General features: G+C 60.3%; 20 protein-coding genes and 1 pseudogene. 15 read left to right on the top strand and 6 right to left on the bottom strand.

The features are described 5' to 3' along the window. Window positions 1-24: 24 nt before the first annotated feature. Window positions 25-777 carry an ABC transporter ATP-binding protein gene (locus AC50YL_RS21550; protein WP_494834635.1) on the top strand — a complete coding sequence of 251 codons (753 nt, stop codon included), beginning with the start codon at window positions 25-27 and terminating at the stop codon, window positions 775-777. Next, window positions 774-2,738, top strand: coding sequence for an ABC transporter permease (locus tag AC50YL_RS21545; RefSeq protein ID WP_494834633.1), 1,965 nt, complete (start codon window positions 774-776; stop codon window positions 2,736-2,738). Before AC50YL_RS21550 ends, AC50YL_RS21545 begins: the two co-directional genes overlap by 4 nt. Window positions 2,739-2,796: 58 nt before the next feature. Here the strand turns inward: AC50YL_RS21545 and AC50YL_RS21540 are convergent, their stop codons facing one another. The 3 genes from AC50YL_RS21540 to AC50YL_RS21530 form a co-directional block, all read right to left on the bottom strand. Beyond that, window positions 2,797-3,801 (bottom strand): sensor histidine kinase, encoded by a 1,005-nt coding sequence (locus AC50YL_RS21540; RefSeq protein ID WP_494834631.1) that lies wholly within the window; start codon window positions 3,799-3,801, stop codon window positions 2,797-2,799. After that, entirely contained in the window at window positions 3,798-4,457 is a 660-nt protein-coding gene (locus AC50YL_RS21535) for a response regulator transcription factor (protein ID WP_494835261.1), read from the bottom strand. Before AC50YL_RS21535 ends, AC50YL_RS21540 begins: the two co-directional genes overlap by 4 nt. A 127-nt stretch (window positions 4,458-4,584) precedes the next feature. Further along, on the bottom strand, window positions 4,585-5,763 hold the full coding sequence (locus tag AC50YL_RS21530; protein WP_494834630.1) for an MFS transporter: 1,179 nt from the start codon (window positions 5,761-5,763) through the stop codon (window positions 4,585-4,587). A 148-nt stretch (window positions 5,764-5,911) separates the two neighbouring features. Here AC50YL_RS21530 and AC50YL_RS21525 point away from each other — a divergent pair, with 148 nt between their 5' ends. Further along, window positions 5,912-6,274, top strand: coding sequence for a winged helix-turn-helix transcriptional regulator (locus AC50YL_RS21525; protein WP_494834628.1), 363 nt, complete (start codon window positions 5,912-5,914; stop codon window positions 6,272-6,274). A 3-nt stretch (window positions 6,275-6,277) separates the two neighbouring features. Here the strand turns inward: AC50YL_RS21525 and AC50YL_RS21520 are convergent, their stop codons facing one another. Beyond that, window positions 6,278-6,820: a YfiT family bacillithiol transferase gene (locus tag AC50YL_RS21520; RefSeq protein ID WP_494834627.1), complete on the bottom strand. Its 543-nt coding sequence runs from the start codon at window positions 6,818-6,820 to the stop codon at window positions 6,278-6,280. A gap of 276 nt (window positions 6,821-7,096) precedes the next feature. Between AC50YL_RS21520 and AC50YL_RS21515 the strand changes: the two genes are divergently transcribed. From AC50YL_RS21515 to AC50YL_RS21500, 4 genes are all read left to right on the top strand, one after another. After that, window positions 7,097-8,107, top strand: coding sequence for a formylglycine-generating enzyme family protein (locus tag AC50YL_RS21515; protein WP_494834625.1), 1,011 nt, complete (start codon window positions 7,097-7,099; stop codon window positions 8,105-8,107). Between the two features lie 114 nt (window positions 8,108-8,221). Continuing rightward, window positions 8,222-8,626, top strand: coding sequence for an RrF2 family transcriptional regulator (locus AC50YL_RS21510; protein WP_494834624.1), 405 nt, complete (start codon window positions 8,222-8,224; stop codon window positions 8,624-8,626). A gap of 124 nt (window positions 8,627-8,750) precedes the next feature. Further along, window positions 8,751-9,860 carry an AbrB family transcriptional regulator gene (locus AC50YL_RS21505; RefSeq protein WP_494834623.1) on the top strand — a complete coding sequence of 370 codons (1,110 nt, stop codon included), beginning with the start codon at window positions 8,751-8,753 and terminating at the stop codon, window positions 9,858-9,860. A gap of 21 nt (window positions 9,861-9,881) precedes the next feature. Continuing rightward, window positions 9,882-10,454, top strand: a complete 573-nt coding sequence (locus tag AC50YL_RS21500) for an isochorismatase family protein (RefSeq protein WP_494835259.1) — start codon at window positions 9,882-9,884, stop codon at window positions 10,452-10,454. Here AC50YL_RS21500 and AC50YL_RS21495 read toward each other — a convergent pair. Beyond that, on the bottom strand, window positions 10,451-10,636 hold the full coding sequence (locus AC50YL_RS21495; RefSeq protein WP_494834621.1) for a hypothetical protein: 186 nt from the start codon (window positions 10,634-10,636) through the stop codon (window positions 10,451-10,453). The genes AC50YL_RS21500 and AC50YL_RS21495 overlap by 4 nt on opposite strands. A 144-nt stretch (window positions 10,637-10,780) precedes the next feature. On the opposite strand from AC50YL_RS21495, the gene AC50YL_RS21490 reads away from it, so the two are divergent. From AC50YL_RS21490 to AC50YL_RS21455, 8 genes and pseudogenes are all read left to right on the top strand, one after another. Next, entirely contained in the window at window positions 10,781-12,589 is a 1,809-nt protein-coding gene (locus tag AC50YL_RS21490) for an SgrR family transcriptional regulator (protein WP_494834619.1), read from the top strand. Window positions 12,590-12,748: 159 nt separating this feature from the next. Then, window positions 12,749-13,102, top strand: a complete 354-nt coding sequence (locus AC50YL_RS21485; protein ID WP_494834618.1) for an ArsR/SmtB family transcription factor — start codon at window positions 12,749-12,751, stop codon at window positions 13,100-13,102. Continuing rightward, the gene (locus AC50YL_RS21480) at window positions 13,095-13,586 is read left to right on the top strand and encodes an SRPBCC family protein (RefSeq protein ID WP_494834616.1); all 492 of its coding nucleotides are present in this window, start codon (window positions 13,095-13,097) and stop codon (window positions 13,584-13,586) included. The genes AC50YL_RS21485 and AC50YL_RS21480 overlap by 8 nt, the downstream gene beginning before the upstream one ends. A 152-nt stretch (window positions 13,587-13,738) precedes the next feature. Beyond that, a pseudogene (locus tag AC50YL_RS21475) lies at window positions 13,739-13,867 on the top strand (TMEM175 family protein); the annotation flags it as partial. 121 nt (window positions 13,868-13,988) lie between these two features. Beyond that, complete coding sequence (locus tag AC50YL_RS21470; RefSeq protein WP_494835257.1) at window positions 13,989-14,540, top strand: hypothetical protein; 552 nt, start codon at window positions 13,989-13,991, stop codon at window positions 14,538-14,540. Beyond that, complete coding sequence (locus tag AC50YL_RS21465) at window positions 14,533-15,645, top strand: phosphotransferase family protein (RefSeq protein ID WP_494834615.1); 1,113 nt, start codon at window positions 14,533-14,535, stop codon at window positions 15,643-15,645. The genes AC50YL_RS21470 and AC50YL_RS21465 overlap by 8 nt, the downstream gene beginning before the upstream one ends. Beyond that, the gene (locus AC50YL_RS21460; RefSeq protein WP_494834614.1) at window positions 15,642-16,232 is read left to right on the top strand and encodes a TetR/AcrR family transcriptional regulator; all 591 of its coding nucleotides are present in this window, start codon (window positions 15,642-15,644) and stop codon (window positions 16,230-16,232) included. Before AC50YL_RS21465 ends, AC50YL_RS21460 begins: the two co-directional genes overlap by 4 nt. Window positions 16,233-16,317: 85 nt before the next feature. Further along, on the top strand, window positions 16,318-16,764 hold the full coding sequence (locus tag AC50YL_RS21455; protein ID WP_494834612.1) for a DoxX family protein: 447 nt from the start codon (window positions 16,318-16,320) through the stop codon (window positions 16,762-16,764). Between the two features lie 123 nt (window positions 16,765-16,887). On the opposite strand, the gene AC50YL_RS21450 is transcribed toward AC50YL_RS21455, so the two are convergent. Further along, the gene (locus tag AC50YL_RS21450) at window positions 16,888-17,619 is read right to left on the bottom strand and encodes a TetR/AcrR family transcriptional regulator C-terminal domain-containing protein (protein ID WP_494834610.1); all 732 of its coding nucleotides are present in this window, start codon (window positions 17,617-17,619) and stop codon (window positions 16,888-16,890) included. Between the last annotated feature and the right edge of the window lie 31 nt (window positions 17,620-17,650).

The following is a 17,650-nucleotide window of genomic DNA, read 5'->3' as shown; positions in this document are numbered from 1 at the left end:
GAGGTACGAAGGGGAGGGAGCGCCATGAACGCAGCCACGATTATCCGCACCGAAAACATTTCGAAAACCTACGGCAAGACGACGGTTCTCAAAAATATCGATTTGACCGTCGCTTCCGGCGAATTTACCGCTGTCATGGGACCTTCCGGTTCCGGCAAATCCACGCTCATGAACGTCCTGTCGACGATCGACCGCTTCTCCGGCGGCGACGTCTGGCTGGAGGGGCAGTCGCTGCTCGCGCTGGGCAAGAAGGACCTGCGCCGGTTCCGGCAGGATCGGATGGGCTTCATCTTCCAGGATTATAATCTGCTGGATACGTTGACGGTAAAGGAGAATATCCTGCTTCCGCTGTCGCTGCGCAAGGTCGATCCGCGGGAGATGGAAGGCCGTTTGATGCCGATCGTGCAAGCCTTGAACATCGCCGAGCTGCTCGGCCAATACCCGAGCGAGCTGTCCGGCGGCCAGAAGCAGCGCACGGCCTGCGCCCGCGCGATCATCACGAAGCCGGCGATCGTGTTCGCGGACGAGCCGACGGGAGCGCTGGACTCGAGATCGGCCACGCAGCTGCTCGAGGAGCTGTCCGAGCTGAACCGCAAATTCGGAACGACGATCTTGATGGTCACGCATGACGTGTACGCGGCGAGCTATTGCAAGCGGGTCATCTTCCTGCGCGACGGGGCGATCGTGAACGAGCTGTACGCCGGCGATCAGCAGCAGCGGGCCTTTTACGACCGCATCCTGGAAACGCAAAGCCTGCTGGGAGGAAAGCCGCGATGAGCCTGCTCGGATTAACGCTGAAGAACGTCCGCCGCAATTTCGGCCTGTATACGATCTACGCCGTCTCGATGATCATCGGCATGATGATTTTCTTCTCCTTCGCGTCCGTCATGTACAACGGCGATATTCTGGATGCGCTGGAGAACCGGCAAAATTTCCAAACGGGCTTCGCCATCGCTTCGTTCGTCATCGTGCTGTTCATCGTGCTGTTCATCCTGTACGCGAACTCGTTCTTCATCCGACAGCGGAAGAAGGAGCTCGGGCTCTATATGCTCTACGGCATGAACGAGCGGCATATTCTGCTGATGCTCATGTACGAGACGCTGATGATCGGCGTCGTCTCGCTGGCGATCGGCGGCCTGTTCGGCGGCCTGCTCTCCAAAATCTTCGGGTCGCTGCTCATGAATCTGATGGAGTACGACCAGGTTATCTCGTTGTCGTACCCGCTGCAGGCGATCCTCGCAACGGTCGCGGTATTCGTGATCGTCACCGCCGCGGCGTGCGTCCAGAGCTACCTGCTGCTTACGCGCGTCCAGCTCATCGACCTGTTCCGGGCGAGGGAGAAGACGGAGAAGCCGATATCGCCGTCCACGCCGCTGGCGATTCTGGCCGTCGCGCTGCTCGGATCGGCGATCGCGATCATCGGCGGCGGCATGCACGCGGTATTCTGGACCGATTACGCGGCGGCCTCGATGATCTATTGCACGATCGGCATCATCGGCGGCACGTACTTGTTCTTCCGCCAATTCGCGGGATGGGTGCTGCAGAGGCTGAGCCGCGGCAAAGGGTATTTCGAAGGGAATACGGTGCTGTGGACGTCGTCGATCCGGTTCCAAATTCGCGGCAATACGATGAATTTATCGTTTATCTCGCTGTTCAGCACCGTCCTCATCCTGCTCATGTGCTTCGTATCGATCAACTATGCCGTCCAGTTCGAAGCCGTCGGCCGCAATCTGCCGAACGACGTCGCGTACGAATCGAAGAGCGGCGCCGTCGATGCCGAGGTGAAAGCGGAGATCGAGGCATCCGGGCACGCCATCACGGGCCGACATGCGCTTGAACTGCTGCATGCCGAAGCGGTGTCGGATGTCGGCGCCGCTTTCGAAAATCCCGAGTACTTCTTCCCCGGTCTGCTGCTCGTATCGGCTGCGGAGTACAATGCCATCGTCAAGGATCGGGAGGACGGCGGGCAACAGGTCCGATTGGAGGGGAATCAAGCCGTCTCGTTGTCGCAGGGCATGGACTTTCCCGAAGCGCTGCCGGGCGGCGGGATCGATTTTACCGTTCGCGCGAAGCCGGATAAGACGTTCAAGCTGATCGAGAAGAAGGATTACGCGCTGCTTGGCTGGGCTTCCGACCCCGTGCTGTCCATGGTGAAGAAGCCGGCGGTGCTTATCATATCGGATGCGGCGTTCGGCGAGCTGCGGGGAAACGCGGCCGCCGCGAATTTCCTCGTGTACGATATCGCGGACGCGGGAAATGCCGAAGCGCTGTCGAAGCGGCTGCACGCGATCGTGACGAAGGATCCGGAAGCGTATTACTCGTCGTTCGCGGACGTGTACTCGAAGCAGATCGAAGGCTCCTCGCTGCTCCTGTTCGCCAGCGCGTTCCTTGCGCTGATCGCGCTCTTCGCCCTCGCGAGCGTCATCTACTTCAAGCAGCTTCGCGAAGCGACGGAAGCGCGGCAGCAGTACGCGATCCTTCGCCAGCTGGGCGTCGGCAAGCGGGAGATGATGAGCGTCATCCGCAAGCAGCTGCTGTTCGTCTTCGCGCTCCCGCTCCTGCCCGGCTTGGTGAACAGCTGGCTCATCATCAAGACGTATATCCTCGATTCCGTGCAGGATTTCCCGAATTTGAAAGGCATGGTCTGGGGCATCATCGCGGTCTATTTCCTGATCTATGCCGGTTTCTATCTCGCCTCCACGACGATTTATTACCGCATCGCCAACCGGGCGGCGTAACGAACGAACCGCCTCGGCGACTGTATCCAGTCGCCGGGGCGGTTCGTTTGCGTCAGGCTTATTCGTTCCCGTCACCGGCTTGCTGCAGCACCGCCCGGTAAGGATCGTGATGACGCGGAAAATGCACGGTCATCTCCGTGAACCGGCCAGGTTCCGAGACGCAGGTAATGTAATGCCCCAGCTTCTTGGACAGCTCCTGCGCCAGGTACAGGCCCATGCCGGTCGATTTCATATGGATGCGGCCGTTCGTGCCGGTGAAGCCGCGGTTGAAGATGCGCGGCAGGTCGCGGGGCTCGATGCCGATGCCGCTGTCGCGGATGACAAGCTGCTTCTCCTTGTCGTCCGCGCGCACCGCGATGACGACCTCGCCGTTCGCGGGCGTATACTTCAGGCTGTTCGTGAGCAGCTGGCTGACGATGTAATGCAGCCATTTGGTATCGCTTTGCACGACGGTGGGGCCGACGTCCAGCGCCAGGCGGATTTTCTTCGCGATGAACGCTTTGGAGCAGCTTTTGACGGCGTCCTTGACGAGCGGCTCGAGGTCGCAATTGACGAGCTCGTAGTCTTGGTTGAAGCTGTCGAGCTTGGCGTAGTAGAGCGCTTGGTCGACGTATTGTTCGATCCGGGTGACCTGCTCCTCGAGGCTTCTCGGCTCCACCTCGGTCTGCTGCATCAGCCGGATGACGGAGATCGGCGTCTTCACTTCGTGGAACCAGGACACGATAAAATCATAATATTCCTTCTGCTTGACATGGACTTCGTTCAGCGCCAGCATATGCGTGCGCTCCATATCCTGCAGCGCCTGCTGGTAGGCCTCGGCTTCGAGCGACAGCGGCTCGACGTCTTCATCCCGCATCATGCGGATCGCCCGCACGTTGCGCGCATAACGGTAACCGAAGAAGGCGCCCATGAGCAGCAGCTGCAGCACGATGGCATACGCCAGACTGTCGGCATGAAGCCGGCTCCCGGGCTCCGCGTACCAGATCAGCATGACCAGACAGAAGGTGGCGACGCAGAGCAGGATGTACGGCCCTTCGTATTTGAGGAATCGCCACGGCTTCATTCCACGATATACCCCATTCCTTTGCGGGTCGCGATGAACATGTCCAAGCCGAGCTCGGCGATCTTTCGCCGAAGGCGGTTGACGTTCACGGTCAGCGTATTGTCGTCGATGAACTGCTCGTCATGCCACAGCGCCTGCATCAGATCGTCGCGGGACACGATGGTGCCGACCTTTCGCAGGAATACCTGCAAAATGATGAATTCGTTGCGCGAGAGCTCGGACGTCCGGCCGTTGTATTCGGCCGAGGAGTTCGAGAGATTGAGCAGCAGGCCGCGGTGGCGAAGCTGCAGGCTTTCTTCCTGGTACGTATAATTGCGGCGCAGCAGCGCGTTGACTTTGGCGACGAGAATTTCCAGATCGAACGGTTTCTGGACAAAGTCGTCGCCGCCCATATTGATGGCCATGACGATGTCCATGTTCTGGGTGCGGGAAGAGAGGAAGATGATCGGCACGTTAGAGACCGCGCGGATTTGCCGGCACCAGTAAAATCCGTCGAATACCGGCAAGTTGATATCGAGCAGGATCAGATGGGGATAATCGGCCTCGAACGCGCGCAGCACATCGCCGAAATCATCCAGTTCGACGACGTCGTACTGCCATTTGCGCAGCGTGCCGGCGACGATGCCGCGGATATCCGCGTCGTCCTCCACGAGCATGATTCGGAACAAAAGGGAACGCCTCCTTCAGCGGGCTGCCGGGTTGTCTATGCCAGTATACCAGATGAAGGAAGACGAGTCGCGAGGCGGGACGGCGCAGCCGATCCTTCCGTCGACCCGAGCGGCGTCAGCGGCTCCGGACGGTCCGCATGCCGCGCCCTTTCGCGAAGCCGAACAGTCCCGCGGTCAGCCCGAGCAGCAGAACGCCCGCCGCCAGCCAAGGGTGATAACGCAGCGTCGAGGCGCCGGTCAGCATCGCGCCTCCCGCTCCGGCGCCTGCCGCCAGCCCGAGATGGATGACCGACGTGTTCAAGCTTAGAATCAGATTGGCCGACTGCGGCGCCTGCTGGAGGAAGAAGCTCTGCATGGCCGGCCCGACGGCAAACATGGCAAACACGACGACGCCCAGCAGCAAGGTTCCCGCGAATACGGAGCCCGCTAACAACGGAAGCAGCGCCAGCGCCGCGATATGGAGCAGGACGCCTGCGGCGATGACGCGCGCCGCGCCCCAGCGGTCGACGCCGTAGCCGCCTATCCGAGAGCCGACCGCTCCGACGACGCCGAGCGCGAGCATCATGACGCTGACGCCGGATATGCTGTATCGGAGCACCTGCTGCAGGAAGGGGGTCATGTAGGTGAACAGGACGGAATTGCCGGATTCCCGGAAAAACGTCAGCACGAGCGCGCCGATGATGACCGCGCTTCCGATGGCCTTGAACTGGGCGCGAAACGGAACCGGCGCATCGCCCGCGATATTGGGCAGCAGGCGGTAGAGCAGGAACGCGAACGCGGCGCTCACGATGCCGAGCAGCAGGAAGATCGCCTGCCAGCTCAGGCTTTCCGCGATGGCGATGCCGATCGGAACGCCGAGAATCATCGCGCTGCTGAAGCCGAGCACGATCGTGCCGATGGCGCTGCCGAGCTTTTCCGGCGGCACGATCCGGGCGGCTGCGCCGAACGCGACGACCAGATAGACGCCGGAACTGACGCCGAGCAGGATCCGGGACAGCATGAGCATCTCGATCGTCGTGCTCGCGCTAGCGGCGAAGCTGCCGAGGTTGAAGGAGCCGAGCGCGCCGAGCAGTACCTTGCGCCGTTCCGCGCGGGCGGCGAGCGATACGACGAGAGGCGTGCCGACTGCGAACGCGACGGAATAAGCCGTAATCAGCAAGCCTGCCGTCGCCAAGGATACATGCAGATCGGAAGCGATAAAATTCAATATTCCGGAGACGACCAGTTCGGAGGTCGCCGTGAAGAATGCCCCGAACGCGAGGGCGTACACCGTAAATCGTGCTTTGTTTGACATGCTAATCCATCCCTTCATTATCGCTGGCAAGATTTCTCTTGGCTGTAGTATAATGAAGGAACTAACAATTTGTAAGAAGGCAATTGATTTTGATCTAATCCAACTATTTTGACTTGCTAATAATAAGTAAGTTGATGGAGGTGTCGGCATGGTAAACAGTTTGAACGAACCGGAGCGCTCCAGATTCACGAATATATGCTCCGTCCTGGAAATCCTTGGCGCCAAATGGGCGTTTCTCGTGATCGCCGAGCTTACCTCGGGACCGAAGCGCTTCAATCAGCTGAACCGGGATTTGAAGGTCGTCAAGACGCAGTCGCTCACTGACGTGCTGCGCCAGCTCGAACGCAGCGGCATCGTGCGCAGGGAGGTGTTTCCGACCGTGCCCGTGACGGTGGAATACGCCTTGACGGAGAAGGGCGAGGATTTTCAGGACGCGTTGAAGGAAATGGAGAAATGGGCGGTCAAATGGGGCGACGGGACGAACAACGACCCGCGCGCGCAGGGCGAGTAAACCCTAGGCATCCCAACCCATGCGCGACTTCAAAGAAGCGATCTGCGCGATATGGTGGCGGCCGTGCCAAGCGAAGCGCTCCGCGGCGTGATCAAGCGTCATCACGCCATGCGTCGGGCTCGTGAACGAAAGCGCGAACTGCTCCGGCGTCATGCTGAGCAGCAGCGAGACGAATCTGCGGTGCAGCGCCGACAAGAGCGATACGGACGTGCCGGCCGGCGTATCCCGGTAATCGTCCAGGGTCGCGAAGGCGTCCTCGCGGAAGGTCGCGGCGAGCGGCGATGCCTCGGTCAAGGCCCGTTTGAACCGGATATAGGCGTTCATATCGCTGTCGGCCAGATGATGAACGACCTGCAGCACGGTCCAGCCTTCGGGCCTGTACGGCTCGCGGAGCAGGTCCGGACTCCAATTCGCGATCAAGGCCCGCAGAGTTCCGGCAATGCCGGCGATATCCGCGATCCACGCGCGGCGGTCCTCCGGTCCGGGATCGAGGGTCGGTTGAAACCGGCCAAGCGGAAAACGCATCTGTTCAAGCTCCGTATGCAATAGTCGCACCTCCAGGGAATGTCGACGCGCTTGTCGCGCTAATCTGGGATTCGCCGGTGCGAGCGCCGATTCCTCCCGCCCGGCAGGCGGCCGAAAACTTTTGACAAGCGTCGGACGCGGGAGGTATCATTCAACACAAGGCAGTACCGAGTGAAGGAATGGAATCCCAGGAACAACAGGCGTATGCGGCCCTATATCGAGCGACCATGCGGCAAGAACGACGGTTCTTGGGCGGCGCTCTTCGATGGGGCCGGCCGGCGAAAGGAGCTGTACGAGATGTCAACCGAACAACAACCGTCCTGCTGCTGCGCGGCGTCAAGATCGGCCGAACGCGAATCGGCGGCGGCCAATGAAGCAGGCAGGGTACGCGAGACGGCGTTCCCGGTCCAAGCTGACGCGGCGGGATCCGGGCCGATGGATGGCCGGGAACAGCGGAAAGGGATGGTTTTATTGCCCGGCGGAACGTTCCTGATGGGCACGAACGACGAGGAAGGTTTCCCCAAGGACGGCGAAGGTCCGATTCGGGAAGTAGCCCTGGCTCCGTTCTATATCGACGCCTGCGCCGTGACGAACAGGGAATTCGGCGCGTTCGTCGAAGCGACCGCCTACATGACGGAAGCGGAACGGTTCGGCTGGTCGTTCGTGTTTCATTTATTCGTACCGGAGGCGGTGAAGACCTCCGGCGGCACCAAGCCCGTGCCGGGCACACCCTGGTGGCTGGCCGTCGACGGCGCCAGCTGGCATCGGCCGGAGGGGCCGGGCTCTCATGTCGAAGACCGGTTGGATCATCCCGTCGTGCACGTATCGTGGCACGATGCGGCCGCCTTCGCGAATTGGGCCGGCAAACGGCTGCCGACGGAGGCGGAATGGGAATATGCCGCCCGCGGCGGCCTTATTCAGAAACGGTACCCGTGGGGCGATCTCCTCAAGCCGGACGGCGAACATCGCTGCAACATCTGGCAGGGCAAATTTCCGGACAAGAACAACGCCTCCGACGGCTATGCCGGCACCGCGCCCGCGCAATCGTTTCCTCCGAACGGATACGGCCTGTACAATATGGTCGGCAATGTATGGGAATGGTGCGGCGACTGGTTCACCGACCGTCCCGTCCGGAACGGCGCCTCGAATCCGCGAGGTCCGGCCAAAGGAACGAGCAAGGTCATGCGCGGCGGTTCGTACCTCTGCCACAAATCGTATTGCAACCGGTACCGGGTCGCCGCGCGCAGCGCGAACACGCCGGACAGCTCGACGGGGAATATGGGTTTTCGCTGCGCGGCGGATGCATGACCGCCGGCCGCGCAGCCATGCGGGGCCCGGATAGGCATGGCAGGTTGAAATTCGGCATTATCTGTGCTAAAATCAGCACAATAAGAGAGAGCGGAAAGGCGTTAACGATAAACGATGGCTCAATTGAAACGGTTCGGCTTAGGCCTTCAAGCGTTGATCGTGCTTGCCGCGAACGACGACCTGCGCTCCAGCGCGGAAATCGCGGAGCAGATTCAATGCGAGCCGACGGCTCTTCGCAAAATATTGGCGCAGCTCGGCGACGCCGGCATCGTCGAGGTACGCCAGGGGCGCGCGGGCGGCTATGAGCTGACGCGCTCGCCGGACGAGATCACTTTATTCGAGGTGTACACCTCCCTGCATGATGAGCAGCCCGTATGGGACCGCATGCTGGATACAACGGGCAACCACGGCTTCGGCCAGCAGGCCAACGAGTCGTTCCGGAAAATCATGACCGATATCAATACGCAGGTGTCGAAGGTGCTTGGCGACTACACCGTGGCAGATCTGATAAAACGCTAAATTTTTTTTGTGTAAATTGTGCAAATTATTGCTCATATTTGCTTCGGCCTGTTGCCTTTTCATCGCCTTTTTTCATAGAAATCGGCATGATATGGCACTCTGAAAAGAAAGCGAGGAGAACAACATGAGCAACCGAAGCCCGATTCGAATCGGCGCCGTCGCGATGACGCTCATCTTGGGGATCGCGGGCGGCCTGCTGTTCGAGCTGATCCGAATTCCGATCCCTTGGATGCTCGGTCCGATGTTCGCGATGCTGGTCGTGAACAACCTGGTTCCGAACCGGATGGTATGGCCGCAGCCGCTGCGCAACACGGCGCTTATCATCGTGGGGTATACGATCGGCCTCTCCCTGACCGCGGCGGCCCTGAAGCAGATCGCGCTGCAGCTGCCCGTCATGCTGTTAATGGCGGTGCTGCTGCTGGCCTATTGCGGGGGCATCGCCTACGTCGTGTCGAAATTTTCCGGCATGGGCTTTAAAACGGCGCTGATGGGCAGCATCCCGGGCGGCCTGTCGCAGGTCATTATACTGGCGGAGGAGACGGAAGGCATCAATATCACGGCCGTGACGTTCACGCAGGTCACGCGTCTCATGATGATCGTGATCTGCGTGCCGATTATCGTTTTCAGCCCGATCCTGGGACAAACGAAAGACGCGGCGGCCTCCGCGGCCGCTGCGGCATCTGCCGCCGTCGCGAGCTGGGGAGGCTTGTTCCCGAACCTGATCTTCTTCGCGATCGTCAGCGTGGCCTGCGCATTCCTCGGCAATCGCGTCAAGCTGCCGACCGCGTACATGCTGGGACCGGTTATCGGGACCGCGGCGCTGCAGTTGGCCGGGGTACAGGGTCCGGCGCTGCCCGGCACCATTACCGGCATCGCGCAGCTGATGATCGGGATATACGTCGGCTTGATGCTGCGTCCGGCGCAATTGCCGAACAAGGTCCGCAATTTGACGCTGGCGCTCGGCAGCAGCGTGCTGCTCATCGTCGGCGCGCTAGGCATGGCGCTGCTGCTGGCCGCGATCCAACCGGTTTCGGATGCGACCGGACTGCTCAGCCTTGCGCCTGGCGGGATGGACCAGATGGGCATCATTGCCCACGAGATTCATGCGGATCTGTCCATCGTCGCCGGTTACCAGCTATTCCGCATGTTGTTCATCTATTTCATCGTGCCGCCGTTTATCCGGATGCTGTTCCGGATACAACCTCGCGGCGAGAAGCGGCGGGGCGCCGCCTAATCTATTATTCGGAGGTTATCGATCATGGAAGCATTGCAATTGGATTTCGCCAAGACCGCGCTCGTTATTATCGATTTGCAGAAAGGCGTCATCGGGATGTCGCCGAAAGGACCGGAGATCGTCGGGCATGCCGCCAAACTGGTCGAGCTGTTCCGCGCGCGGAACGGGTTCATCTCGTTCGTGAAGGTCGATTTTCTGGACGGCAAGGATGCGCTCAAGCCGGCAACGGATCAGGAGTCGCGGGCTGGCGGCTATCCCGAAGGATGGGCGGAGTTTGCGCCGGAGCTTGGCGTCGGGGCGCGCGACCACGTCGTGATCAAACGGAACTGGGGCGCGTTCTTCGGAACGGATCTCGATCTGCAGCTCCGCCGGCGCGGCATCGATACGATCGTGCTGCTGGGCATATCGACGAATATCGGCGTGGAGACAACGGCGAGGGAAGCGTTCCAGCTGGGCTACAATCAGATCTTCATCACGGACGCCATGGCGGCCATGAGCCAGGAAGAGCATGACGCGACATGCAAATTCATTTTCCCCCGGATCGGAAAGCTGCGCACGACGGCGGCGTTCTTGGACGGCGTCGGCGGGCATTAATCGTTGTAGGAGGCAGGCAGCCTATCCTTCGGGATCGGCTGCTTTTTCTTTTTGGACCGGCCGCCGGCGGCTTTCTTGCCCGGCTTATCGGGCGCGATGAAATCGCCGCGGCGTTGGCGTCTGTCCCATTCCGCTTCGCGGTGGCGCCACAATTGCTCGGCAACGTACGTCGGAATCATCATGGTGAACATCCTCCTTGACGGGTGCTGTGCAGGCTGTCTGGCTTGCTCCTTTATTATGCTGTCGCGAAAAGGGGATAAAAAGTGTAGAATCAAAGCAATTACTTTCCCCTTTTCATTCGGGCGGGCGGAACGGAGGTTTGGCCGATGTTGGCTTACGAAAGGTACTTGACGTTATATGCAGACTTTGCCGGCGAGGCGGGAGCGGGCCATCCCGTCGAGGTCTCGCTGGAACAGCTCGCAGAGGCACTCTTTTGCTCCTCTCGCAATGTGAAGCTCGTTCTCCGTAAGCTGATCGACGACGGATTCATCGAATGGCATGCCGGGCGCGGCCGGGGCAACCGATCGCAAATCACGTTCCTGTTCGACAAGGCGGCGAAACTGCTCGAGATCGCGAGGGAGCTCGCCCGGAAAGGCGAGTACAAGCGGGCTTTCGAGCTGATCGATGTCTACGGTGCGCGGACGGACGCGCGCGAAATGTTCGTGTCGTGGTTGAACGGGCATTTCGGCTACCGCCGGATGCAGACGAACGACGCCGAAGCTTCCGATATCCTTTGCCTGCCGGTGTATAAGCCGATTTTGACGCTCGATCCGAAGGAGCTGTACTATTCCTTCAGCGCGCATATGGTGAAACAGTTGTTCGATACGCTCGTGGAGTACGACCGCGAGACCGGCAAGCTCGTGCCGTCGCTCGCGCATGCCTGGACGCATGACGAGAACGGCACGGAGTGGGTGTTTCACCTCCGCAAAGGCATCCGGTTTCATCATGGCCGAGAGCTGAGCGCCGCCGACGTCGTATATACGCTGGACCGCCTGAGGGGAAGCCGCGCCTCCGAATGGTTCGTCCGTTCGGTCGTACGTGCGGAAGCCGTAGGCCAGCGCACCGTCCGGATCACGCTCGCGAAGCCGAACTGGCTGTTCCCGCGGTTCTTGGGCTCGCCCGCGCTGTCGATCGTGCCGCATGATCTAGCGGAGCAGGACGGGTTTTGGAGCCGTCCCGTGGGAACGGGACCGTTTCGATTCGAGGCTTGGACGGAGGATCGGTTCATGATGCGCGCGAATGCCGGGTATTTCAAGGGCCGCGCCCATCTGGACGGGGTCGTGATCGTCATCATGCCGGGAGACACGATCGCCTACTCCAAGAGCTGGGAACAGCTGCTCGTGCAGGAGGAGCCGGGGGAGATGCTGCCCGACGACGACTGGGAGCAAAAGGAATTCATCTGCAACGGGTGCGCAATGCTGACGTGGAATATGCGCAAGGACGGGCCGCAGCTGAGCGCCGCCTTCCGCAAAGCCGTGGATCTGCTCGTGGATCGCGGCCGGATGGTGGAGGAGCTGGGCGAAGACCGGATCTACGCGGCGTCCGGGTTTCATCCGGAGGAACGGTCGGACCGCGTGCCGGACCGCTCCGACCACGGGCGGGCGGCAGGTCTGCTGCTGGAGTCGGGATACGATGGAAGCGAGATTACGATCGGCACTTACGGCATGCACGAGATGGATGCGCTTTGGCTCCAGCGGACATTGGCCGATTACGGCGTAGCGGTCGCCGTGCGCATGGAGACGTTCGAGTCGATCCGGGAACCGGGCGTGCTGGAAAAGGTCGATTGCCTGCTGTACTGCGTCGTTTTCGACGAGGAGGATGTTTCCCTGATCGAGCTTTACGAGCAGACCGGCAATTTTCTGAGGGAGCACATGGACGAAGCGCTGCTGGCGTGGACGAGCGAACAGGTCGAAGCGGCGCTGGGCTGCAAGCGGGCGGAGGACCGGTCAAGGTATTTATCCGCCATCGAGAACAGGCTGAGGGACGAGACGCATGTCTTGTTCCTGCTGCACAAGAAGCAAAACACGTTCTACAATCCGAATATCAAAGGCGTGGGCTTGAATTCGCTGGGATGGATCGATTTCAAGGATATTTGGCTGGGCGAAGACGAACCGCTTGCGGGGAATGCCGGCTGACGCTGCATACAGCCAAGGGACGCTTTGCGAAGCGTCTCTTGTTTTTGTCGCGGATGGCGATCAGGCTGCGGCGTGCTTGCTTGCAGCCGGCCGTGACTAGACGGGGAATTTCATTATTTAAGTATTTACTTTATAAATAAATTAGTTTAATATAAGGTCATGGATACATTCACAGCGATAGCAGACCCCACGCGAAGATCGATCATGGAGCTGTTGGCCCGGAACGGCCAGCTGTCCGCCACGGAAATTTCCGAACGGTTCACCGTCAGCCCGCAGGCGATCTCGCAGCATCTCAAGATTCTTCGCGAGACGCATGTCGTGGAAGTGGAGAAGCGTGCGCAGCAGCGGATTTACCGGATGAATCCGGATGCGCTTCAGGAAGTGGAAGAATGGGCAAAGCAGTACCGGAACATGTGGAGCAAGCGGTTCGAGGCATTGGACAACGTATTGAAGCGTCAGCAGGAACGACTCCAAACCAATCCAATCGAGGGGAAGGAACAAAACGATGACTAACGGGTACGAGACGACGATCAAGGCGGAACCGGGCAAGCAAACCATCGAGATCTTGAGGGAGTTCGACGCGCCGCGGGAGCTTGTCTTCCGGGCGTTCACGGATCCCGAGTTGTACGCGGAATGGCTGGGTCCGCGCGAATTGACCATGACGCTGGAGACGTTCGAACCGCGCGACGGAGGCGCCTACCGTTACGTGCATACCGATTCGGCAGGCAACGCGTACGGTTTTCACGGCATCTTCCATGAAGTGACCGCGCCGGAGCGCATTATCCAAACCTTCGAGTTCGAAGGCCTTCCGGAGAGAGGGCATGTCACGCTGGAAACCGCGCTGTTCGAGGAGCTGCCCGGCGGCCGCACCCGCATCGCGATGGAATCCGTGTTCCGCTCGGTCGCGGACAGGGACGGCATGCTGCAATCCGACATGGAGCGGGGCGTCAACGATTCGTACGCGCGCCTTGCGGATCTCCTGGCGCGGTTGAAGTAAGCGAAGCCTTACGCGAAAACCCGGCTGCGAGCGGCAGCCGGGTTTTCGCGATTCCGGGCGAGCTCGGAATTCCGGCATTTCTTCGCCTGCGTCAAACCATTCTTCAATGCGATCGCGGAGATGAAGCATTACGGCGTGATCGACGTTTTGAGATGACGAAGACTCGGCTCGAAGCGCTGAGCGACGGTCTTATCGCGATCGTTGTGACCATACTGATTCTCGAATTCAAGGTCCCAAAGCTCGAAGCAGCGGAAGGGGATTGGGAGCTCTTGCACGATTTTATTCGGCATTTCCCCGTCGTGCTTGGCCTTCTTCTTCCCTTGGAGAAAAATTCCTTTTTTAGCCGCGAAGGCTGCAACCTGCGCCGATCCGCTGCGTCTATTGGGAAAAGGGGAGTTCGCGATGCGAAAATGGCGGATGCTCGTTCTGACCGCCGCGCTGGTCCTGTCCGGCTGCGGCGAGAGCGCGTACTTGAAGGACAAGGTCGAGACGACCGCGGTGAACGAAACCAAGATGCCGGCGGACATGCCGGCCGATTTCGACTTCGACGTCCGATACGGCTACGGCGAGGTCAACAAGAACGAGGTCAATACGTACGACGATACGGTTACGAAGGATCTGATTGCCAAAGGAACGGCGAAGACCGGCTTGAAGTTAGCCGACGACGAGATGAGAGAGATCTATGCGAAGATGAGCGAGATTGATATGATGGGGAAGAAGCAGCTGGCTTCGGCAGCTGCATCGGCGGTCGGTTGCAGTCAGACGCCGTACAGCGAGGACAGCTGGACCGTGACCATAAACGGCAAAACCGCGTCCATGAGCTGGTCGTCGGAAACCTGCGAAATTACGGACGACGCACGGCAGCTGATGGAGCTTCGGCAGTATATTCACAAGCTCGCAGCAAGCAAGGACGCATACAAAGCATTGCCTGAAGCGGAGGGCGGCTATGATTAACGGAGTCACGCGGGAAGCATTGGCATGGGCGTCGAAAGCGGTGCACGCCGAGGCGCGAATCATCGCCGCGAAACAATTGAAAGGCGGCGTTTCGTCGCTCGTGCATGAGCTGCTGGTGCGAACGGGCGATTCGGAGCGGCGCGTCGTGCTGCGCTTGTTCCATGACGAGGAATGGCTGCGGCACGAACCGGATCTGGCGCGCCACGAAGCCGAGAGCCTGCGGTTGGCCTCCAGATCTGCGGACGTGCCGGTTCCCGAGGTCATCGCCTTCGACGAAAGCGGAGCGGACTGCGGCATGCCGGCCGTATTAATGTCGCGCTTGGACGGGGAGACGGTGCTTGCGCCGCCGGATTTCGGGCGGTGGATCGATGGCATGGCGAAGGCGCTTGCGGCGCTGCATGCCGTGGAAGCGAGCGATTTTCCATGGAAGCACTTCCGGTACGGCGATGCCTCGAGTCTGGATACTTCCGCATGGTCGCGGGTTCCGCGCGAGTGGCAGACCGCGGCCGGGATTATTTTAGGTCCGCCGCCGCCGGTCGAGCCGCGCTTCATCCACCGCGACTACCACCCGACGAACATCCTTTGGTCCGGAGGGGAAGTGAGCGGCATCGTCGATTGGGTGAACGGCTGCATCGGCCCGGCGGGAATCGATGTCGGCCACTGCCGCGTGAATCTGGCGGAGCTCTACGGCGTGCGGGCGGCCGAGCAGTTTCTGGACGCGTATTGCCGGCATGCGGGCGAGACGTTTACATACGATCCGTACTGGGATCTCGTTTCCCTGATCGACATGGCTTATTGGGAGCCCGAGGTGTACGGCGGCTGGACGGACCTGGGCTTTACCGGGCTGGACGGACCTGGGCTTTACCGGGCTGGACAAAACGAAGATCGTCGCGCGGTTGGACGCGTTTTTGCTGCTTGTGCTGGATCATTTTCGCAAGCGCTGATTATGATCGGCCGTCAAAAGAGCGAAGAAGCGGGCAGGCGCCGATCGAGCTGCTTGAAGGAGCCGGTTGAAGACGGCTTCTTTTTATTCAACCTATATACAAACCGATGGTCTGTATATATAATAAAAGCAACAACTGGAAAACGGAGGAAATCGCAATGAAGCAGGAAGAACGAAGACAGCTGACCACCCGGCAGCTGCTGGAAGCCACGAAGGCGCTCATCGGGGAGAAGGGATGCCACGTCATCACGATGAAGGACATCATGGAACGGTCCGAGCTGTCCAAAGGCGCGATTTTCCATTACGTGAAGAGTAAATACGAACTGTTCGCCTGGGTGCTGGAGGAAAGCCTGTCCGATACGAACGACCGGTTCGAGGACGAGGTCGAGCGGCACGGCGGTTCGTTCGAGCAGCCGATGCAGCTGCTGGCGAAGCGTTTCGCCGAATTGGAGGACGCCGGTAGCCCGACCAACAAGGTGCTGATGTATTTGCTGGGCAAGGAGGATGAACCGGCGGTCGCCGAGGTGCTGCGGCAATTTTACGAGCGGTCCGTCCGGCTCTCCAAGCAATGGATCGTCACGGGACAGCGGCACGGCGTGATTCCCGGGTCGGTCGATGCCGACCGGACGGCGGAGCTGTTCGTGGTTTTGGCGCTCGGACTGCGCGCGAGAGCGTCGATTCCGAATGCGGCGCGGGCGTTCACGGCGGAGCATTTCGCCTTGTTCGTGAGCAGCAGCCTGCGTGGCTAGCAGGCTCCGCATGCACCGCGAGGAACGTCGGCTTAGCGTCTATGGGAGGATAACCTTGGTTCACTAAACACGGGGAGGAATCGAAATGGCGCCTTTCATCGTCTTGTCCGGTTCATTCATTTTGTTTCGCATCCTGGGTTTCGCCGGCGTACCGTATTTCGCGGATTGGCAGCATGCGCTGCAGGCGGCCGTCGCGGCCATGCTGCTCTTGACGGCTTCGGCGCATTGGGGCAAGCGCCGCGCGGATCTGATCCGGATGGTCCCGCGCACGCTGCCGAACGCGGCGGGCATCGTCACGGTGACGGGCATGCTGGAGATCGCGGGCGCCGCGGCCATGCTGGTTCCGGCGTATTCGCACGCCGCGGCCGTTTGCTTGGCCGTCTTCTTCCTGCTGATCTTCCCGGCCAACGTGCGGGGAGCGCGGGAGAAGCTGACGATCGGCGGCAAGCCCGTACCCGGATTAATCGTGCGGACCGCCTTGCAGCTTGCGTTCATCGCGGCGGTGCTGCTGGCTTCCCCGACGATCTTCTAACGCTTGCGCTGCGACGATTCTCTATGCCAACCAGGCGGATTCAACAGGCTATCCGAACACGACAAATCGAGCGGCTATCCGGGACGTGCGTATTTCCCGGGATAGCCGTTTTTTGTCGTGCGATCAGTAGGACTCGCGGCGTTCCCCAACGAGCTGCGCGCGAAATCCGTCCAGCAGCACGTCCAAGCCGAAGCTGAATTCCTCGTCGCCGTTCATCGAGACTGTAAAGGCCGCCAGCCGGACGAAATGCGGATACCGCTCCCGCGGCAACGAGAGAATCTGCTCCGTATAGCTGTTCTCCGCCTCGTCCCGCCGGGGCTGCGCGGCTTGCGCCCGCTCGCGCAGCCGGGTTTCTTCCTCGACGAAGCCGTAAATATAATTTTTGAGCATGGCGGCCAGCCAGGGAACCCGCTCGTCCCCGAAACCGGCTTCGGCCAGCGTACGGTACAAATATTCGATATGGTCCAGACGATTCGGACTGGCTGCATGCGCCGCGTTCATGATCGGGACGGCATCGCGGAATCTAAGCAGGCTGGCGCGGAAGCTCTCCGCCCACGATCTCAGCTGCGCCGGCCAAGCCGCGGCGGGATCGGGAATATGGATGCTGACGCTGATTTCCTCCGCCAACAGATGCAGCAGCTGCTCCTTGTCCTTCACATGGTAATACAGCGCGGCGGCTTTCACGCCGAGGGCATCGGCGATTTTGCGCATGCTGATGCCATCCAACCCTTCATTCCGCAGCAGCTGCAGCACGGCGCCGATAATGCGCGCGCGGTCAAGCGGCGTATGAAGCGGCTCGGTTCCGGTATTGCCTATACCCTCGGCTGGGGAGGGATGAATGCGTCTTCTTGCCATGATGGCTCGACCTCCAAGTATGCTGTTGACA

The organism is Paenibacillus sp. J22P277, from assembly GCF_059383675.1.
This window is presented reverse-complemented; position numbering and strand designations above follow the sequence as displayed.

Coding starts and splice junctions, on each gene's coding strand:
- AC50YL_RS21450 (WP_494834610.1), bottom strand. CDS start 17,619: ATGGCAAGAAGACGCATTCATCCCTCCCCAGCCGAGGGTATAGGCAAT.
- AC50YL_RS21510 (WP_494834624.1), top strand. CDS start 8,222: ATGGCTCAATTGAAACGGTTCGGCTTAGGCCTTCAAGCGTTGATCGTG.
- AC50YL_RS21470 (WP_494835257.1), top strand. CDS start 13,989: ATGCGAAAATGGCGGATGCTCGTTCTGACCGCCGCGCTGGTCCTGTCC.
- AC50YL_RS21525 (WP_494834628.1), top strand. CDS start 5,912: ATGGTAAACAGTTTGAACGAACCGGAGCGCTCCAGATTCACGAATATA.
- AC50YL_RS21545 (WP_494834633.1), top strand. CDS start 774: ATGAGCCTGCTCGGATTAACGCTGAAGAACGTCCGCCGCAATTTCGGC.
- AC50YL_RS21550 (WP_494834635.1), top strand. CDS start 25: ATGAACGCAGCCACGATTATCCGCACCGAAAACATTTCGAAAACCTAC.
- AC50YL_RS21480 (WP_494834616.1), top strand. CDS start 13,095: ATGACTAACGGGTACGAGACGACGATCAAGGCGGAACCGGGCAAGCAA.
- AC50YL_RS21455 (WP_494834612.1), top strand. CDS start 16,318: ATGGCGCCTTTCATCGTCTTGTCCGGTTCATTCATTTTGTTTCGCATC.
- AC50YL_RS21530 (WP_494834630.1), bottom strand. CDS start 5,763: ATGTCAAACAAAGCACGATTTACGGTGTACGCCCTCGCGTTCGGGGCA.
- AC50YL_RS21460 (WP_494834614.1), top strand. CDS start 15,642: ATGAAGCAGGAAGAACGAAGACAGCTGACCACCCGGCAGCTGCTGGAA.
- AC50YL_RS21505 (WP_494834623.1), top strand. CDS start 8,751: ATGAGCAACCGAAGCCCGATTCGAATCGGCGCCGTCGCGATGACGCTC.
- AC50YL_RS21465 (WP_494834615.1), top strand. CDS start 14,533: ATGATTAACGGAGTCACGCGGGAAGCATTGGCATGGGCGTCGAAAGCG.
- AC50YL_RS21485 (WP_494834618.1), top strand. CDS start 12,749: ATGGATACATTCACAGCGATAGCAGACCCCACGCGAAGATCGATCATG.
- AC50YL_RS21490 (WP_494834619.1), top strand. CDS start 10,781: ATGTTGGCTTACGAAAGGTACTTGACGTTATATGCAGACTTTGCCGGC.
- AC50YL_RS21495 (WP_494834621.1), bottom strand. CDS start 10,636: ATGATGATTCCGACGTACGTTGCCGAGCAATTGTGGCGCCACCGCGAA.
- AC50YL_RS21515 (WP_494834625.1), top strand. CDS start 7,097: ATGTCAACCGAACAACAACCGTCCTGCTGCTGCGCGGCGTCAAGATCG.
- AC50YL_RS21535 (WP_494835261.1), bottom strand. CDS start 4,457: ATGCTCGTGGAGGACGACGCGGATATCCGCGGCATCGTCGCCGGCACG.
- AC50YL_RS21540 (WP_494834631.1), bottom strand. CDS start 3,801: ATGAAGCCGTGGCGATTCCTCAAATACGAAGGGCCGTACATCCTGCTC.